This window comes from Prosthecobacter algae, assembly GCF_039542385.1.
GTDB classification, from domain to species: domain Bacteria; phylum Verrucomicrobiota; class Verrucomicrobiia; order Verrucomicrobiales; family Verrucomicrobiaceae; genus Prosthecobacter; species Prosthecobacter algae.
In genome coordinates this window covers 397461-415692 of sequence record NZ_BAABIA010000002.1, presented here as the reverse complement: position 1 = coordinate 415692, position 18232 = coordinate 397461, and the positions used below count along the sequence as shown (strand labels likewise).

9 protein-coding genes are annotated in these 18232 nt (G+C 60.0%); 4 read left to right on the top strand and 5 right to left on the bottom strand.

Going from position 1 to position 18232, the window contains the following annotated elements; all coding sequences use genetic code 11:
• Window positions 1-57: 57 nt before the first annotated feature.
• From ABEB25_RS05065 to ABEB25_RS05055, 3 genes are all read right to left on the bottom strand, one after another.
• Window positions 58-1368, bottom strand: a complete 1311-nt coding sequence (locus ABEB25_RS05065) for a dicarboxylate/amino acid:cation symporter (protein ID WP_345735294.1) — start codon at window positions 1366-1368, stop codon at window positions 58-60.
• A 56-nt stretch (window positions 1369-1424) separates the two neighbouring features.
• Window positions 1425-1655 carry a hypothetical protein gene (locus ABEB25_RS05060; RefSeq protein WP_345735293.1) on the bottom strand — a complete coding sequence of 77 codons (231 nt, stop codon included), beginning with the start codon at window positions 1653-1655 and terminating at the stop codon, window positions 1425-1427.
• A gap of 165 nt (window positions 1656-1820) precedes the next feature.
• Entirely contained in the window at window positions 1821-2429 is a 609-nt protein-coding gene (locus tag ABEB25_RS05055; protein ID WP_345735292.1) for a single-stranded DNA-binding protein, read from the bottom strand.
• Window positions 2430-2722: 293 nt separating this feature from the next.
• Between ABEB25_RS05055 and ABEB25_RS05050 the strand changes: the two genes are divergently transcribed.
• Complete coding sequence (locus ABEB25_RS05050; protein ID WP_345735291.1) at window positions 2723-3442, top strand: hypothetical protein; 720 nt, start codon at window positions 2723-2725, stop codon at window positions 3440-3442.
• Between the two features lie 127 nt (window positions 3443-3569).
• On the opposite strand, the gene ABEB25_RS05045 is transcribed toward ABEB25_RS05050, so the two are convergent.
• Together ABEB25_RS05045 and ABEB25_RS05040 are read right to left on the bottom strand one after the other, a co-directional pair.
• Window positions 3570-5648 carry a prolyl oligopeptidase family serine peptidase gene (locus ABEB25_RS05045; RefSeq protein WP_345735290.1) on the bottom strand — a complete coding sequence of 693 codons (2079 nt, stop codon included), beginning with the start codon at window positions 5646-5648 and terminating at the stop codon, window positions 3570-3572.
• A gap of 110 nt (window positions 5649-5758) precedes the next feature.
• Complete coding sequence (locus tag ABEB25_RS05040) at window positions 5759-6097, bottom strand: hypothetical protein (protein WP_345735289.1); 339 nt, start codon at window positions 6095-6097, stop codon at window positions 5759-5761.
• 263 nt (window positions 6098-6360) lie between these two features.
• Here ABEB25_RS05040 and ABEB25_RS05035 point away from each other — a divergent pair, with 263 nt between their 5' ends.
• From ABEB25_RS05035 to ABEB25_RS05025, 3 genes are read left to right on the top strand one after another with little or no spacing between them, the layout of a single operon-like run.
• Window positions 6361-15846 (top strand): DUF1800 family protein, encoded by a 9486-nt coding sequence (locus ABEB25_RS05035; RefSeq protein ID WP_345735288.1) that lies wholly within the window; start codon window positions 6361-6363, stop codon window positions 15844-15846.
• A gap of 41 nt (window positions 15847-15887) precedes the next feature.
• Window positions 15888-17594: a DUF1501 domain-containing protein gene (locus ABEB25_RS05030; protein WP_345735287.1), complete on the top strand. Its 1707-nt coding sequence runs from the start codon at window positions 15888-15890 to the stop codon at window positions 17592-17594.
• A 19-nt stretch (window positions 17595-17613) separates the two neighbouring features.
• Entirely contained in the window at window positions 17614-18216 is a 603-nt protein-coding gene (locus ABEB25_RS05025; RefSeq protein ID WP_345735286.1) for a hypothetical protein, read from the top strand.
• Window positions 18217-18232 lie beyond the last annotated feature (16 nt).

The window sequence follows — 18232 nt, the reverse complement described above, 5'->3', positions numbered from 1 at the left end:
GTGGCACCTGGGTGCCGGGGGATGCAAGCAGTGAAACAGGGAAGTCTCGCATCCTCCTTATGCATTCGGCGGCGGCGGGGGAATTGGTTCCCGTAAATTCGCCTGTAGCGCCTCGGCGGACACCTCGCCCTCCCAGCGGCTGATGACCACTGTGGCCACGCCATTGCCCACCAGATTGGTCAGGGACCGGCACTCGCTCATGAATCGATCGATACCCAGAATCAGTGCCATCGCTTCCACGGGTACGCTCGGCACAGCCGCCAGTGTGGCTGCCAGTGTGATGAAGCCCGCTCCGGTCACCCCGCTGGCTCCCTTGGAAGTCACCATCGCGACAGCCAGCAGGGCGATCTGCTGGCTGAGATCCATCGGTGTATTCGTCGCCTGGGCCAGGAACACCGCCCCCATCACCATGTAGATGTTGGTGCCGTCCAGGTTAAAACTGTAACCGGTGGGGATCACCAGCCCCACCGTGGAGGGGGCACAGCCCAGGCCACGCAGTTTCTGGATCATCTGGGGCAGCACCGTTTCAGAGGAACTGGTACCCAGCACCACCAGGAGTTCTTCTTTGATGTAAATGAGAAACCTGAAAATGGAAAAACCAGCCACCCGTGCGATGAGCCCCAGCACCACCACCACAAACAGCGCCGAGGTGAGGTAAAAACCCAGCATCAGCTTCAGCAACTGCTGCAATGAGCCGATGCCATAACTGCCAATGGTATGCGCCATCGCCCCCAGGGCCCCCAAAGGTGCCACTTTGATGACGATGCGCATGATGCCGAAGAACAGGTCGCTGGCCTGATCCACCACATGCAGCACGGGCTTACCGCGTTCACCCAGGCCCGCGATGGCAAAGGCCGCCAGCAAGGCCACAAAAACCACCTGCAGCAGGTTCCCCTCAGTAAAGGCACTGACAAAAGTCTTCGGGATGATGCCCAGCAAAAAGGCCGTGGTGCTCAGGTTCTTGGCCTGTCCAGCATACCCCTGCACGGTCTCCACATCCTTGGCATCCAGGGTGGTCAGGTCCGCATTGAAGCCGTCTCCGGGCCGCAGCGTGTTCACCACGATGAGGCCGATGACCAGGGCCAGCGTGGAAACGATCTCAAAATATAGCAAGGTCTTACCGCCCACCCGTCCCAGCTTTTTCACATCGCCAATGGAGGCGATGCCGTGGACGACGGTGCAAAAGATGATCGGAGCGATCATCATCTTGATCAGGCTGATGAAACCTTTGCTCAGGGGCTCCAGGGCCTTCCCGTGCTCCGGGAAAAAGTGGCCGATGGCAATACCGACCGCCACAGCGATGAGCACCTGGATGTACAGGACCCGGTACCAGGGAGTGCGTGAGGGGGCGACGGGTTCAGGATGCATTTCGGAGTGAGGGCGTGATTCAAGCCCGAAGCCACGCCGAAATGCAAGCAATGTCTCTACTTCTCCACCTTGGGGATGACCTTGTAGCGATTGGGATTCTTCTTGTAGTCGTCCAGGCAGGAGGCGCAGCAGAAGATGATGGTGCCCTTGTCTTCAAAAACCCGGTAGATCACACGGGCGGCTTTGCCATCCACGGGGCAAAGGTCATTGATGGGTGGACCGCCTTTGGCAAAGACGGCCGTGAGGCTGACGAGAGAGAGGAGCAGGATGGGCAGCAGGGATTTCATGGCGGCAGGGTGGATGCGGCACGGGTTGAATGTGCCGCCTTACCTGCCTCAACGCATGGCGTTGACCATTCCTAAGCCCAGGCCAAACATGGCCCTCTGATGCGCAAAGTTGGCGCACTGCGGGAGTTTCGAAGGTGAAAACGAGGCGTGTGGCCCCGGTCTGACTCAAAACGGAATGTCGTCGTCTTCCATCCCATCGGTGATGGGACCTTCGCCGAAGTCGTCCTGCTGGGCCGGGGCCTGGCGTTGTGGAGGGCGCTGCTGCTGTGCGGCTGGGCGCTGGTAACCACCACCGCCTCCTCCTCCCGAGTTGCCGCCGCCACCGTAACCACCACCGCCACCTGCGGGGCGACGCTGCTGGGGTGCCGGGGCGCTGTAGCCCTCGTCATCGCCTGCATAGTTTCCACCACCGCCGCCGCCACCCCCTCCGGGGGCACCGCCTTTGCTGTCGAGGAACTGCATGTTCTCGGCCACGATCTTGATCTTGCTGCGCTTTTGGCCCGTGGCCTTGTCTTCCCAGGTATCCATCTGCAGACGGCCTTCGATGAAGACGGAGCGGCCTTTCGCCAGGAACTGGCCTGCCAGCTCGGCCTGCTTGCCCCAGAGGACGATGTCCAAATAAGTCACTTCTTCCTGGCGTTCGCCACTTTCCGTGAGGTAACGCCGATTGACGGCAATGGCCATGTCACAGACCGCACTTCCCTTGGGGGTGTAACGCACCTCCGGGTCGCGGGTGAGATTGCCGATGAGCATGACTTTATTGAGCGAGGCCATATTTCCTCACCTTATCCAGCCAGCACGCTTCGCCACAACTACTTTTGCCATTCGGGAATACCAAAATCCAGTTGCAAAGCCGCATGGAGGCCCGCCCAAGTCCTCCCTTGCCACCTCTACCCGCTATGGTACGCTGAATAGCGAGATGACTTATGAGCAACTGCCGGACGAATGGAAGGAGTGGGTGGATCTCACCCCTCTGGAGCGTTTCCGGCGCAGCGAGATCATCTTCGCCCAATATTTAGCCATGGGAGGCAGCCTTGATCCCGACCCCGATCCGACAAGTCCTTTTGATGATCCAGAAGCATGGCGTCCAGGCGCTGCTCATGGGAGGGCAGGCCTGCGTCTTCTACGGCGCGGCGCAAGTTAGCAAGGACATCGATTTTGCCCTCTGTGCAGATGATGAAAACTATGAGCGGCTGCACAGAGCCCTGGCAGAACTGAAGGCAGAGCGCATTGCGATTCCGCGTTTTGATCCTGCCTTTCTAAAGCGCGGTCATGCCATCCACTACCGTTGTCAGGCCCCTGGAGTTGAGGGGCTGAGGGTGGATGTGATGACCCAGATGCGTGGAGTTCCTGATTTTGCTACCCTTTGGGCGCGACGAACTACCTATGGTGACGACGCAGGGGCTGAATACCATCTTCTGAGCGTGCCTGATCTCGTCAAGGCCAAGAAAACCCAGCGCAGCAAAGACTGGCCGATGATTGAACTCCTGGTTGCCATTCACTATCGTGAAAACCGGGAACATGCCGATCCAGAGTGGATTCATTTCTGGCTGACGGAGGCGAGAACCCCCGAACTGGTTCAAGAACTCTGCCAACGCTACCCCTCCCAGGCCGCCGCCCTGGAATCCCAACGGCCGCTCCTCGCCCTGGCCCGCACACCGGACATGGATGCCCTCCGCGCTGCCTTGGATGCCGAGGTCAGTGCAGAGAAGGCCCTGGATCGCGCTTACTGGGAGCCGCTACGCCAGGAGCTGGAGCAGTTCCGGCGTGAGGAGAGGATGGGTTGAGTATCCAAACAGATCGCGACGAAGGAAAGGCGACGACGAAAAAGTCCGTCACCTCGCCTTTGCCTCTTTCTGCTCGGAACCCTGGCCGAGCGGTCAACCTACTGGGTTTTTGACGACCCATCTAGCCTCACTCCATCTCCAGCACCTGATGCAGGAAGGCCCATTCGTCGGCGGTTTCTTCGATGACTTTTTTCAGGGCGGTGCCGGCACCGTGACCGGCGCTGGTTTCGATGCGGATGAGCACGGGCGGGCCATCTTTGGCTTGGCAGGCCTGGAGGCGGGCGGCGAATTTGAAGCTGTGTGCGGGCACCACTCGGTCATCGTGATCGGCGGTGGTGACGAGGGTGGCGGGGTAGCGGGTGCCGGGCTTCAGATTGTGCAGCGGGGAGTAGGCGTAGAGGGCCTTGAATTCATCGGCCTTTTCGCTGCTGCCGTAGTCGCTCTTCCAGGCCCAGCCGATGGTGAAGAGATGAAAGCGCAGCATGTCCATGACACCCACGGCGGGGAGGGCCGCACCGAAGAGCTCGGGCCGCTGGGCCATGCAGGCACCGACGAGGAGGCCGCCATTGCTGCCGCCCATGATGGCGAGTTTTTTCGGCGAGGTATAACCTTCTTTTTGGAGATGCTCAGCACAGGCGATGAAGTCATCGAAGACGTTCTGTTTGGTCAGCTTCGTCCCGGCGCGGTGCCAGTCGGCACCGTATTCGCCGCCGCCGCGCAGGTTGGCCATGGCATAGACGCCGCCCATTTCTAACCAGACGGTGCGACCGATGGAAAAGCCGGGGGTGAGGCTGATGTTAAACCCGCCGTAGCCGTAGAGGAGCGTGGCGTTGTTGCCGTCCAGCTTCAGGCCTTTTTTATGGACGATGAACATGGGCACGCGGGTGCCGTCTTTGCTGGTGGCAAAGATTTGTTTCGTCTCGTACTGGCTGCCGTCGAAGTCCACCTTCGGCTGGCGATAAAGGCTGCTCTGTCCGGTGGCGATGTCGTAACGGTAGATGGCCCCGGGCGTGGTGAAGCTGGTGAAGGCGTAGTGGGTGAAGGTATCGCTGCGGCGGCCGTTAAACCCACCGATGGTGCCGATGCCGGGGAGCTGGATGGAGCGGATGAGTTTCCCTTCCAAATCAAAGGCGCGCATGTCGGAACGGGCATCCTTGAGATACTCCGCCAGGATCTGGCCGCCCACGATGGAGATGCCGTCGAGTTTGTCCTCGGTCTGCGGCAGGATCTCGCGCCAGTTTTGGCGCTCGGGTTTCGTGACATCAATGGCGATGACACGGTAGCGCGGCGCATCGAGATTCGTATGGAAGTAGAAGACGGGGCCGACGTTGTCCACGAAGCTGTAAGCGGCATCGAAGTCATTCAGCAGCTCCACCACTTTGGCCTCGGGCTGGGTGAGGTCTTGGTAAAAGATGCGCTTCTTCGGGTCGGTGCCTTCGGTGACGCTGAAGGTGAGGTAATGGCCGTCATCGGTGACGTAGGCGTGCAGGCCCCAGTCTGGCTGGTCGGGGCGTTCATAGACTAGGCGGTCTTCACTCTGCGGTGTGCCGAGTTTGTGAAAATAGACTTTTTGGTTCTTGTTCGCCTCGGTCAGGGCCGCGCCTTCTTTGGGCTGCGGGTAACGGCTGTAGTAAAAACCACGGCTGTCCTTGGCCCAGGAAGCGCCGCTGAATTTGATCCATTCCAGCACGTCCGCGCTGTCCTTGCCGGTGGCGATGTCCTTGACGCGGAATTCCTGCCAGTCACTGCCGGCTTTGGACAGGCCATAGACGAGGAATTTGCCATCCGGGCTGGGGGCTGTCTCCGTGAGGGAGGTGGTGCCATCGGTGGAAAGGGTGTTCGGGTCTAACAAAAGGCGTGGTTCTTTTTCCAGGTCTTCGGTGACGTAGAAAACGCTCTGGTTTTGCAGGCCGGAGTTGCGATTGAAAAACCAGCGACCGCCTTCTTCAAAGGGCACGCCTACGCGCTCGTAGTTCCAGAGTTTTTCCAGGCGCGCGCGTAGCTCGGCCCGTTTCGGGAGCTGGTGCAGGTAGGGGAAGGTGACGGCATTTTGGGCCGTGACCCAGGCCTTGGTTTCCTCGCTGTTGTCATCTTCCAGCCAGCGGTAGGGATCTGCCACCTTCGTGCCGTGGTAGTCATCGGAGACGGCGGGGTCCTGACGGGTTTCCGGGTAGGGCAGAGGCTGGGCAAAGAGGGCGGTGGACATGAGGCAAAAGAGGGGCGTTTTCATGACGAAGGGCCGGGACTGGAAAAACTAAACGCACGAAGCGGTGACCACTTCGTGCGTTCTTAAAAAGCGGCTGGGAAGGCGAAACCTTAGAGCGACTTGGTGTAGCCCAGGTAGCCCATGAACACGCCGATCAAGGCGGCGATGACGATGATGACGGAGGGCTTCACCACGCGACGCTTGGCCAGGACGGGGAGGAAACCAAGGACCAGCCAGAGGCCCAGCTTCACATAGACCCAGGTAGGCAGGGCGCTGAAGAGTTGCATTTTGGCCAGCATGCCAAAGCCGGACACAAGGCTGATGAGTAATCCGGTGCCGTGCCACTTCATGGCGGACTTGGCGCTGTCATTGGACAGCAGGGCGCCAAAGCCGATGTACACGAGGATAAGACCCAGAATATGAAGAAGATGGTAAGCTGCGAGGGGCATAGGTGGTCAGGAATGTTGCCACGATACGTGCCTGTGGACAACTGCGGTTTGGATTTTGGCCGATTTAAAGAGGGAAAGAGAGAGGAAAAGAGCGGGTGGATGGCCCAAAAAACATCTCCCATGGTCCTGAAATCCCGGATTCCACTGTAGACTCCTTAGTAGCTTGGGTGATAAAGGAATATCCCTAGTTATGCACGTCACCCAAGAGGGGGATAATAAAGGTATTCATTATTTGCCGTGAATTTTGAAAATCCGGCGCTGTTATGAATTCACTCTTATTTGCATCCCCGCTGAGTCGCACCTGGACGGCGCTTTTCACAAGCCCCTTGGGAAGAGTCCTGTTCCTCGTTTCCATGCTTTGGCTGGGGGCTTCCGGCGCAGCGCAGGCCCAGGCCCCGGTCAAAGTGAACTTCGAATCCGGTGCGATCACCCTGGCCGGAGGGCAGGCGACTTCGACCACCTGGCAGTCGGTCACCTTCACACGCAATTTTAATGGCATCATTCCGGTGGTGGTCATGGGGCCCGCCCACAGTGCGGATAGCCACCCTCACACCGTGCGAGTGCGTAATGTGACGGCCACGGGCTTCCAATGGCAGATTGATGAATGGGATTACCTCACCGGGGCGCATCCTGGATCCATCACAGTTCATTTCTTTGCCATGACCCCCGGCACACATGTTTTTGGCAGCCAGCGCTGGCAGGTTGGCCGCGTGTCAACCGTAAACCGCGCGAATACCACGGTGCCTCTCACAGGTTTCACCTACCCGCCCATGGTGCTCACCCAGGTGGAAACCACGGCAAACGTCATCGCGGCCAACAACCCCCGCGCTTTGAAAACTCGCAATTCCGCCGTGACGAACACCGGCTTCGTGGTGAATCTGGAGACCCAGCAGAACTACACCACCGCGATTTCCAATGAAGGCATTGGTTATATCGCAGTTTCCGAAGGCATAGGCTATCTGGATGGCAAAGTCCTCTGGTCCTACAGCCCAGGCACAGTGGGGAATGCCATCAAGACTTTCTACACCGGCCCGTTCACCAATCCTGTGGTGGTCGCCCAAACCCAGACCAAAAATGACACGGAACCGGGCGATCTGAGAATGAGCAGCCTGCCCATCCTTTCAAATGGCTCCACCCGCGTCCAGTTTTCCTTCCAGGAGGAAACATCTTCCAACAGCAACCTGAACCACACGGCAGAAACCGTGGCTGGCGTCTTTGTGGGTGACATGCCGGGAGAAAGCGCTGCGAAACTGGTGTTCGGAAGTGTGAACGTCAATCAAAGCTCCCCCACCCAATGGTTTAAAGTGAATCTGGCCACGGCCTACACTGCCCCCGTGGTGGTGTTTGGGCCCTTGACGAAAAATGAGGCCACGCCTGCCGGAGTGCGCGTGCGCAATGTGCTGGCGGTGGATCCTGCCAATGGCAACAAGGCAAGCTTCGAATATCAGGTGGACGAATGGGACTTCGCCGATGGCATCCATGCTCCAGAGACCGCCAGCTACACCGTGATGGAAGCCGGGGTCTTTGCCATCGGTGGCCAGGTGGTGCAGGCAGGCAGCGCGACTGGGGTCACCCATACGGGCTCCGTGCAGTATCTGAGCGACAGCTACTGGGCCAGCGACATCTATTATGAGCGCGAACCCGCTGTCTTTGCCCAGTGCGTGACCGTCAACGAAGCCAGCGCTGTGACCGCCCGGGTGGACAGCGTGGACACCCTTTATTTCTGGCCGGTGAATTTCCGGGTCCGCCTCACGGAGGCCGAAAATGCCGATCAGACCCATGCCGCTGAAACAGTGCATTTCATCGTCATGCCCGGCGGGACCGGCCAGTTCATGAGCTCAAACAGCAACTTCCGCTTTGCCACCGGGATTGGTTCTCTGAGCTCGGTGCCATCGGCGGCCAGCTTTGGTTCCAAGTATGCATCCCCGGCTCTTTTCGCCGCTGCCCAGGGCAATGGTGAGGCCAGCTTCCAGGTGGAAGGTTATTATGAAACTGGTCTGGCCAGCGATGCAGATCCCATCGTGCTGCGCCATGGTCAGTTGAATGCTGCGGGAGTGAATCTGGTGGCGGATGAAGACGCTTCCCCTTCTGCGGACAATGTCCATACTGCCGAAAATGGAGCTTGGTTCGTGGTTCAGCAGGCTGCCGATGCCGATGGTGATGGTGTCTCCGATACCATCGAAACCCAGATGGGCACCAATCCAAGTCTGGCGACCAGCCCCTCCAACGCCTCCGGCGGCACTGCCACAGACTGGGATACTCTCCAGAGTTTGTATTCCCTGACTGCCAGTGTGACGACTGCCACTGCCTTTGAAACCGTGGACAGAAAAGCCACCACTCCGGTTTCCTCGCCCGCTGTGATCCAGCTCAGCCGCAGCTACGGCACCATGCAATTGAACCTGCGGGTCACCACGGAAGCTGGCAGCACCGACATCACCAAAGGCAATGCGATCGCCGCCGACTATTCCATCCCCGGCGTCAGCGGGGGCAATCTCCTGCTGCCAGCAGGGCAGGGGGTCACTGGTTCTCCTTACGTGGTGAACATCAATCCAGTCCGCGATTCCGTTGTCGAGGTTCCAGAGAACCTGAAAGTGACCTTTGGCCCCATTCCTTCAGGCGCCAATCCCGCGATCGTCACCTACCCAACTTATGTGCGCATCAGCGATGCGGACCCGACCAACATCAACAACCGCAGCATGTATGTGGCTTACCTGTCCCGTGGCACGGGAGTGGTTTCCACCGGTTCTGGGGTGGCCGTGGCCCTGCTGGAAGGCGACAACAATGACGCCAAGACCAGCGTGAACGTCAGCGGTCTGAGCTCGCCGCAAAACACCACTTACCTCCGCATCAACAATGACCAGGACATCCGCAACAACCTGGGCGTGGGCCAGATCAACAACGTCACCTGGCTCATCCGCGCCGCCGCCTCCGAAACAACGGACCAAGCCATGCTGGATGCCCTCAACGCTGGCCGGATCTATGTGGATATCAATACGGTGAACTACACCGCCGGTGAAATCTTTGGCTTCTTCAATGCGGCCCAAGGCTCTGAAGACTTTGATCCGAACCGCCCCGATCTGGATGAACCCGCCCTCCCAGGCAGCCTCACCGCTGTGGAGGCAGAGCGCGACATCTACCGCTTCCTCGATCAGTGCACCTTCGGCGCCAACACCAGCAGCTACAATGAGGTGAAAGCCGAGATTGAGCTGGTGGACGGGACCCTGACCGATGGCTGCACGGCGGCCAATCTCATCCAGGGTTATACCAACTGGCTGAATAAGCAGATGGATCCGGGCACCACCCCCTCCCCGAATTTCCTCACCCTGGTTATGTCTGCCGACAATGAGGAGTTTGTCATGCGCGGTGCCAAGCCCATCCAGGCTGGCAATGACCCACAGTTCGCCAGCGCCGGTTTCGGAGCCAGCTTTGATGCTTTTGGCAATCTGACGAACCCTTACAACAACGCGACGAACAACGCCTTCAGCTTCAACTCGCCGCAGAACAGCGCCAACCGCCGCCGCGAATGGTGGACGATGGTGCTGCAGTCCAAGGCTCAGGTGCGCCAGCGCATGGCCGCCGCCCTTCAGGAAATCCTCGTCATCTCTGAAAACGACACCACCGTGGCCGGTCGCCACTACGGCACGGCCAACTACTGGGACATGCTGGCCCAGGGAGCCTTCGGCAAATACCGTGACCTGTTGGAGAAGGTGACCTACAGCCCGATGATGGGTGTCTATCTCAGCCACCTGCGCAACCGCGCCCGCTACACCAGTGGCAATGTGGAAATCTCCCCGGATGAAAACTATGCGCGTGAGATCATGCAGCTCTTCACCGTCGGCCTCGTGCTCCGCCATCCAGATGGCAGCCTGGTTCTGGGAGAAAACGGCCTGCCCATCCCTACCTATGACCAGACCGACATCACCGAGCTCGCCCGTGTGATGACCGGCCTCACCTATGGGGCCCGTCATGCGGCCATCACGGTGCGCCGCAACAGCTCCCAGGGAAATGTGCTGGTGCCATCCAGTGTCAGCGCCAGTCCGCAGATCGAATTCCAGGGCGTTCATTTCACGGACTTCGGCATCGGTGGCGGAGAGACCTGGTACCAGGCATCCTGGATCTATCCGATGAAGGCCCTGGGCCGTGTCAACGGCATCACCTACCACGACTTCAATCCTTATGTGAACTCCCTTGGCGAAGTCTCCGGCACTGTCTCCAAAGTCCTATTCGCCGGCAAAGCAGGGGAAAAGCAGATCCCACTGGTTAACACCGTCGGCCTTACCGATGTGCAGACTCATCCTCTGGCCGATGAAGATCTTCGCATCGCCCACAATGCGCTGGCAGGTGACCCTGCCTCCGGCTCCTACAATGGCCACCCGAATACCCCGGTCTTCATTTCCCGGCTGCTGATCCAGCGCCTCACCACTTCGAACCCCAGCCCCGGCTACCTTTATCGTGTGAGCGAAGCCTACCGCACCTCCAATGGCAATCTGGGAGAGGTGATGAAGGCCATTCTGCTGGATTATGAAGCCCGATCCCTGGCCGTGGCCGACAGCCTCGTGGGTGCAGGCAAGCTCAAGGAACCGCTCATCCAATACGCCTCCCTGTTCCGTGCGCTGAAGGCCTACAGCAATGCGCCTCTCTCAAATCTGGTGAACATGAAGCTGCCCTTCACCGGTGCCGACAGCCCAATGGTGACTTCCTATCCCGCCTCGGAAGCCTCCGCCTTCATCCCCGGTGCCACACGCATCCGTCTCAATGACCAAACCGGTGCCATCGGCCAGTCTCCGCAAAAGGCCCCGAGCGTGTTCAACTGGTTCCTGCCAGACTACGTGCAGCCCGGCCCTATGGCGAATGCAGGTCTGTTTGGTCCAGAACTCCAGATCAATACCGAGAGTAATTTGGTGAACCGAGTGAACCGCCACTATGCCCTCACCTGGATGGGCCTCACCGGCGCATACCCAGGCTTCGGTCTGGACGACTTTGTCACCAATTCGGCCAATACTGCCGCTCAGGTGCAGACCAGCGTCACCACCCTGACCTTTGACTCCACCAACTGGGACATCCCGCAGACGGTGACCGTGCGCGGTTTGGAAAACCAAGGTGCCGACGGCACCCGCCCCACCTCGCTGCTGCACACGATGGCCAGCGCGGATCTCAACTTCGCTGGCAACTACACACCACCGATCAATTTCACCGTTTCGGACAACGACACCACCACGGCCAAACTGGTCGCCATTAGCCAGAGTGGTGGCAGCAGCACGGTGGTGGAGGGCGGCACGACAGACACTTACACGGTCCTGCTTTCCGCACCTCCGGCCGCTGGCCAGACGGTGACGGTGACTCCCAATGCTGTCAGCGCTATCCAGGTCGCCGCCGCTCCTGCCGCTAGCCCGGACGTCACGTTCTCTCCTGCTTCGGTGACCTTCAACACCACCAACTGGAACACCCCACAAGTGATCACGCTGACTGCGAACAATGACACCGTGGTGAACAGCTTCCTCGCAGGCTCTGCACCGCTGAACACACGCGTGGCCACCATCCGCCACACCGTCACCAGCGGCGATGTGGGCTACAGCGGCCTCCAGGTTTCCGACTTCAACTGCGCAGTCACGGACAATGACGTCGGTCGCCGGTTCATCCCCACCAAGGCCACCAACACGGGTGTCGCCATGGTCACGGAAGGCAGCACCACCGACACCTACACCGTCGCCTTTGCCAGCGGCACCGCCCCGACGGCGAACGTGACTGTGACCTTCAACTACAATTCCAGTGTGGTGGATATCACCTCCACGGATGCCACCCTATTGAAGCCTTCCCCTGGCGTCGCCACGCTGACCTTTACCAATAGCACTTACACAGGGGCCAAGACGGTCACCATCAATGCAGTGGATGATGCTGCCTTTGAAGGCATCCAGTTCACCCAGATCACCCACTCCACCGCCAGCACGGATGCCACCTACAATGCGCTGCCTTGCGCCCCGCTGGATGTGCGCGTGAATGACAATGACAACGCCGTCAACAATGGCATCTCCATCACCCAGACCTGGGGCAATACCAAAGTGGTGGAAGGCGGGCTGACCGACACCTACTTTGTCGTGCTCGACAAAGCCCCGACGGGCAATGTCACCCTGACCTGGAGCGGCAACAACGGCGACGTGGCCGGCATTGCCAACCTTACCTTCACTCCCACCAACTGGTGGGTGCCGCAGACGGTCACCATTACCGGCACGGACGACCTGAGCGTGGAATCCACCCACACCAGCACCATCCGTTATGTGGCCAGCGGCGGCGGTTACAGCAACGTCACCACGCTGGATGCAACGGTGGGTGACAATGACATCAATTCCTCCGCTGGCATCCAGCTCGTCCAGAGCTCCGGGACCACGGCGGTGACGGAAGGTGGTGCCACCGACACCTTCACCGTGAAGCTCACGGGCGCGCCTAACAATGACGTGGTCATCGCCATGACAGCCACGCCCGCCGGTCAGCTCAGCCTGTCGAATTCCACGCTGACCTTCAATTCGGCCAACTGGGACACCGCCCAGACGGTCACCGTTACAGCCACGGACGATACCGTGACTGAAGGTGCCCAGACGGCTAGTCTCGCCTTTGCGGTCACTAGCACGGATTCGCGATACAACACCTTTGTCGTCTCAGACGTCAATGTGGCTGTGACCGACAATGACAATGGCTCACGCATCGTCATCGCGGAGACTTCTGGTTCCACCCTGGTGACGGAAGGCAGCGGCACGGATACTTTGAATGTGAGCCTCAGCGGCCCAGCAGCCCCAGCTGCCAATGTGGTCGTGACCCTCGCCTCCGCAGGCCAGGCCGCGCTCTCCCCAGCCACGCTTACCTTCACGCCGGCCAACTGGAATACGGCGCAGACCGTCACCGTCACGGCCAACAATGATGCCACCGCTGAGGCGAATGTGACCGATGTCATCACCGCAAGCACCAATGCCAGCCAACCAGCCGGTTTCCTCAGCCTGTCCTCCACGGTGGTTGCCACCGTCCTCGACAATGACGACATCAATAGCGGTGCCGGGGTAGTCCAGATCATCCAGACCAATGGTGCCACCCGCGTGCACGAAAGCGGCATGACGGACACCATCGAAGTGGCCCTGCGCCGGGCTCCCTCCGCCAACGTCACGCTGACCCCCACCTTCTCCGTGGCCAATCAGGTGACTCTCTCCAGCGGTGCCCTCACCTTCACGCCTAACAACTGGTTTGTTCCGCAGACGGTGACCATCACCCCTGTTGAAGACGCAACCGTGGAAAATGCCCATTCCACCGTGCTCACCTACACGGCCAGCGCCACGGGCGGTTATGTGGTGCAGGATTTCTCCACGGTCACGGTGGCCGTCGGTGACAATGAAGCCGCCCAGCCATCCGTGAACGTCACGCCCACCACGGGCAGTGTCACGGAAGGTGGTGCCACCTTCACCTACAACATCACGCTCGGTGCAGCTCCCCTCAGCGGCGCTACCGTCCGTGTGACTCCGGCCGCCTGGCTCCTGAATGCAGCGAACGGCACTGCCCAGGTGACCTTCAACCCCACATCGGTGGACTTCACCAGTGCCACCTCTGGCGGCACCGCCTGGAATCGCACCGCTACCATCACCGTCACGGCTGCGGACAGCACGGCTGCCGAGGCGGCCCTGGACCTCATCATTGTCAATTCCACCTCCATCATTGCTGGCACCGATGCTCGCTACAATGGCATGGTCGCCGCCGATGTGGCGGTGACGGTCAATGACAACGACACCTCGGGAAGGATCGTCATCACCCAGACGGCCAATTCCACACTCGTTATGGAAGATGCCGGTACGGATACGGTAGACATCGCTCTCACAGGTCCGGTGCCTGCGGCAGACGTCACCGTCAATCTGGGCCGTGCGAGCACGCAGTTCCGCTACCGTGTGAATGGCACTTTGGTGGACACCACCGCTCTGACCTTCACCCCTGCTAACTACACCACAGCCCAGACCGTGACGATCATCTCGACCGCGGACACGGGCAGTGAAGGCGTGCATACCGATACGCTGAATGCCACCACCCTGGCCAGCAGCACGGCTGGTTATGCCAGCCTCACCACCACGGTGCCCGTCCGTATCCTCGACAGCGATGATCTGGCTCGCGCGCTCATCTCCATCGTTCAGTCCGGCGGCAATACCCGCGTGGTTGAGGGGGGCGGCACAGACTCTTACACCGTCGTTCTCCGCCGTGCGCCCTCGGCTGATGTCACCCTCTCCTGCTTCTACAATCCGACGCAGGTCAGTCTCTCCGCCACCAGCCTGGTGTTTACCCCTGCCAACTGGAATCAGCCCCAAACAGTCACCGTCACTGCGGTGGATGACACCGACATTGAGAACGCCCACAACTCCACTGTCAACTACGTGGCCAGCAACACGGGGGGCTACCGGGTCACAGACACCGTCAGCACGGGCGCCATCCTGATCGGGGACAATGACGTCTATGGCAGCGCGATGGTGAACATCACCCAAAGCGGTGGCTACACCTGGCTGGCGGAAAACAGCCAGCCTTCAGACACCTACACCATTGTGCTCGGCTCCAAGCCGCAGGGGAATGTCACCATCACTCCTCAGGCTAACAATGCTATCGGCGGCGCGAATCTTGTGAGCTTCTCCCCGGCCTCCATCACCTTCACCGATGCCAACTGGAGCACACCACAGACAGTTACCGTCAATCTGGCTGCCAGTGCGTCTAACAACTCCAGCCGCGCCGTCTTCATCGGTCATAAGATCGCCTCGGTGGACCTGAACTACCAGTTCTACTCCGTGCCCAGCGTTAATGCCATCATCTCGGATGCCAATGAAACATCCGCCACTGTCGGCATCGTCCCCACGGGCACTGGCACCATCGTCAATGAAGGAGCTGTGGGGAATTCCGACACCGTCTATGTCTTCCTGAGGAAGGCCCCCACTGCCACGGTGACCGTCACTCCCACCGTGGCCGCAGGCCAGGCCACCGTCTCTCCTGCGACGCTTACCTTCACCACGGCGAACTGGAACCAGCCGCAGATCCTCACCCTGACCGCCGTGGATGATGCCACGCTTGAGGCTCCGCCTCAGACGGCCGTGCTCACCTGCACGCCAAATGCGGTGGGCGGTTACGCTGTGACCGGTGTGGGCACCCTCACCGTCACCATCAATGACAACGACGCGCTGGGCCGCCTCATCATCACGCAAAACGGCACCGAAGTGCAGGAAGGAGATTCCATCACCTACACCATCAAGCTCTCCAGTGCGCCGACCGCCCCCGTCACCGTGACTATCATCACCGAGAAGCATGTCCGGCCAAATTCCAATCTCGCCTTCGAGTTTGGTTACTTCGCCAGCGATGCCGCTGGTAGCAATCAGCAGAAGGACAACCTTCTCTTTGACTGGTCTGAGCTCACCGGCATCTACACGACGGCCTACCATGCAGCCCGTGGAGCCACGCCGGAGTCCACCACCACCGCACCCGCCGGACATTTGGCCGGATCCAAAGCGGTGATCGACAAGTTGGACCTCTACTGGGGCGGCGGCCGCTTCAAGGCCAAGTGGCCTGATGTCGCCCCCGCGACCGACAATCCACGTCTCGCCATCATCGAAGCCATCCACAATAGCTACAGCCTCACCCGCCTCTCCACCGATGCGACAAACTTCCCCAATGAGGTGCGCGACCGCTGCCGCTTCGCTGCCTACCTCATGTCGGTTTCACCTTCCGCTGTCACCTCGCACTGATCGGTTCACGAACGTCATCGCAACTTTAGATCCACACCCTTATGAATCTTTCTCTTCGCAAGACCCTTGACCGCAGCAAGCCCAACCGCCGCGATTTCCTGGTGCAGAGCTCCTGCGCCACGCTGGGGATCACCAGCATGGTGAACACCCTCTCCCAGCTTCAATTGGTGGGATCCGCCGCCGCTGCGGGTGGCCCCAATGATTTCAAGGCCCTGGTCTGCATCTTCCAGGGCGGTGGTAACGACTCGAACAACCTGCTCATTCCTCGGGGGCCCAGCGCGGCCCGTTCCCACTATGAGTTCTACCGCGGCATCCCCACTTATGCAGGCGGCAGCGGTGGCCTAGCCGTGCCCACGGCGGAGTTGGCCCTCACCGCCATCACGCCGGACAACCCCGGCACCTTTGATCCGGGCGCTGGCTACACGAACAATGACCTCGCCATCCATCCGGCCTGCGAAGGATTGAAGTCCCTCTTCGATTCTCAGGACCTCGCCTTTGTCACCAACGTCGGCACTCTCACCCAGCCCGGCGTCACCCGTGCCAATTTCGCGGCGCTCGCGCCCACGAAACCACCGCAGCTCTTCTCCCACTCGGATCAGGTGTTGCAATGGCAGTCATCCATCGCCGACCAGCCCTTCACCAGCGGTTGGGGCGGTCGCATTGCCGATCTGCTGGATGCCGCCAGCAACACCAACTCCGCAGGTCTCGCCATGGGTGTTTCCATCGCTGGGGTCAACAGCTTCCAGGTAGGCACCAGCGAGCAGCCCTTCGTCATGAGCACCGCCGGTGCGCTCGACTTCGATGGTTATGGCCCAGGCAATGTGGGGTATGCCGATGCTCTCACCAACGTCACGCTGAAACCCTTCCTCGCCGGAGCCAATGGTTATGACCCGCTGACGAGCACGAACTACAAGACCACCGGCCAGGGCTGGCGGCTGAAGGCCCTGGAAAAACTCATGGCCATGAACCATGCCAACCTGTTTGACGCCTCCTACCAAAACACGGCCAAAACAGCCCGTGTGACCGAAGGGGTCGTGGCAGATACCCTGGCCTATACCAACGGCACGGGTGGCCCGGTCTTGGACACCTACTTCACCGCCGCTTTTGGGGGCAACGCCACTGCTGCCAACACCGACTTTGCCAACCAGCTCAAGATGGTGGCGCGTCTCATCATCGGCAACTACGCCCTCCTCCAGGATGGCAAGCCCGCCAACAATCGCCAGACCTTCTTCATCCAGCAGGGCGGTTACGACACCCACGCTTCGCAGATCGCCATCAATGGCAACAACACCGTCAATACGGGTGTGGGCCAGTTTGCCCTGCTGAACGTGCTCAGCCGGTCCATCAAGGGCTTCTATGATTCCATCATCGGCCATCCCCGTGGTGGTGTCGCCCTATGGAATGCGGTCATGGGCTTCACCGCCTCCGACTTCACCCGCACCTTCACGCCTAACAAAACAGATTCCACTGGCGGTTCCGACCACGGCTGGGGCGGCCACATGATGGTCATGGGCGGCGCAGTGAAAGGCAAAAAAATCTACGGTACTTTCCCTCTGCTTGAAGTGGATGGCGGCATTGACTGCACCGGCTCCCGTGGCCGCTGGATCCCCAGCACCTCGGTGGATCAGTATGCCGCCAAGATCGCCGAATGGGTAGGTGTGCCTCCGGCCCAGATTGATGCCGTTTTCCCGAACCTTTCTCGTTTTGGAGCCGGAACCAATCTGGATTTTGTTGACCTGACGATCTGATTTCGGTCACACTTCAGTCATGTCAGGTGCCAGACCAGCTCGTTTCCATCTTTGGGTGGCGGTAGCCGCCGGGGCCGTGGTGGCGGTCTTTGTTTCCACATGGTTGGCGTTGGCTCCCGAGGAGCCCGCGCCACCTGTCGTGGCCAAAAAGACCAAGCCCATCCGCCCGCCGGCAGACCCGTTGCCACCCGTCATCGCCCCCAGGGTTTCCGCTCCGCCGGACCCGATGAGCATTGATCCCGAGATCCAGAAGATGGCGGATGATCTTTCCGCCAAGGTTCACTCCCCCGCCCGGGATCTTGAGTTGGTGGATGAGTTCCTCGACCTCTACCGCCGAGTGTTTCAGCAAGGGAATCCCATCGGCCTGAACGAAGACATCACCGCCGTGCTCACCGGTCGCAATGCTCGCAACGGCATCCTCTTTCCACCAGCCAGCCCCCTCATCGTCAAAGGCCAGCTTGTGGACCGCTGGGGCACGCCCTACTGGTTTCACCCGAACAGCAGCTATCAGATGGAGATCCGCTCCGCCGGCCCCGACAAAAACCTCTTCACCCAGGACGACGTCGTCAAAAACCCCGGCCCCGACAACATGGGCATCGGCGTAGGTATCTCCCAGCCTTAGAGCGGGCGATATGAAA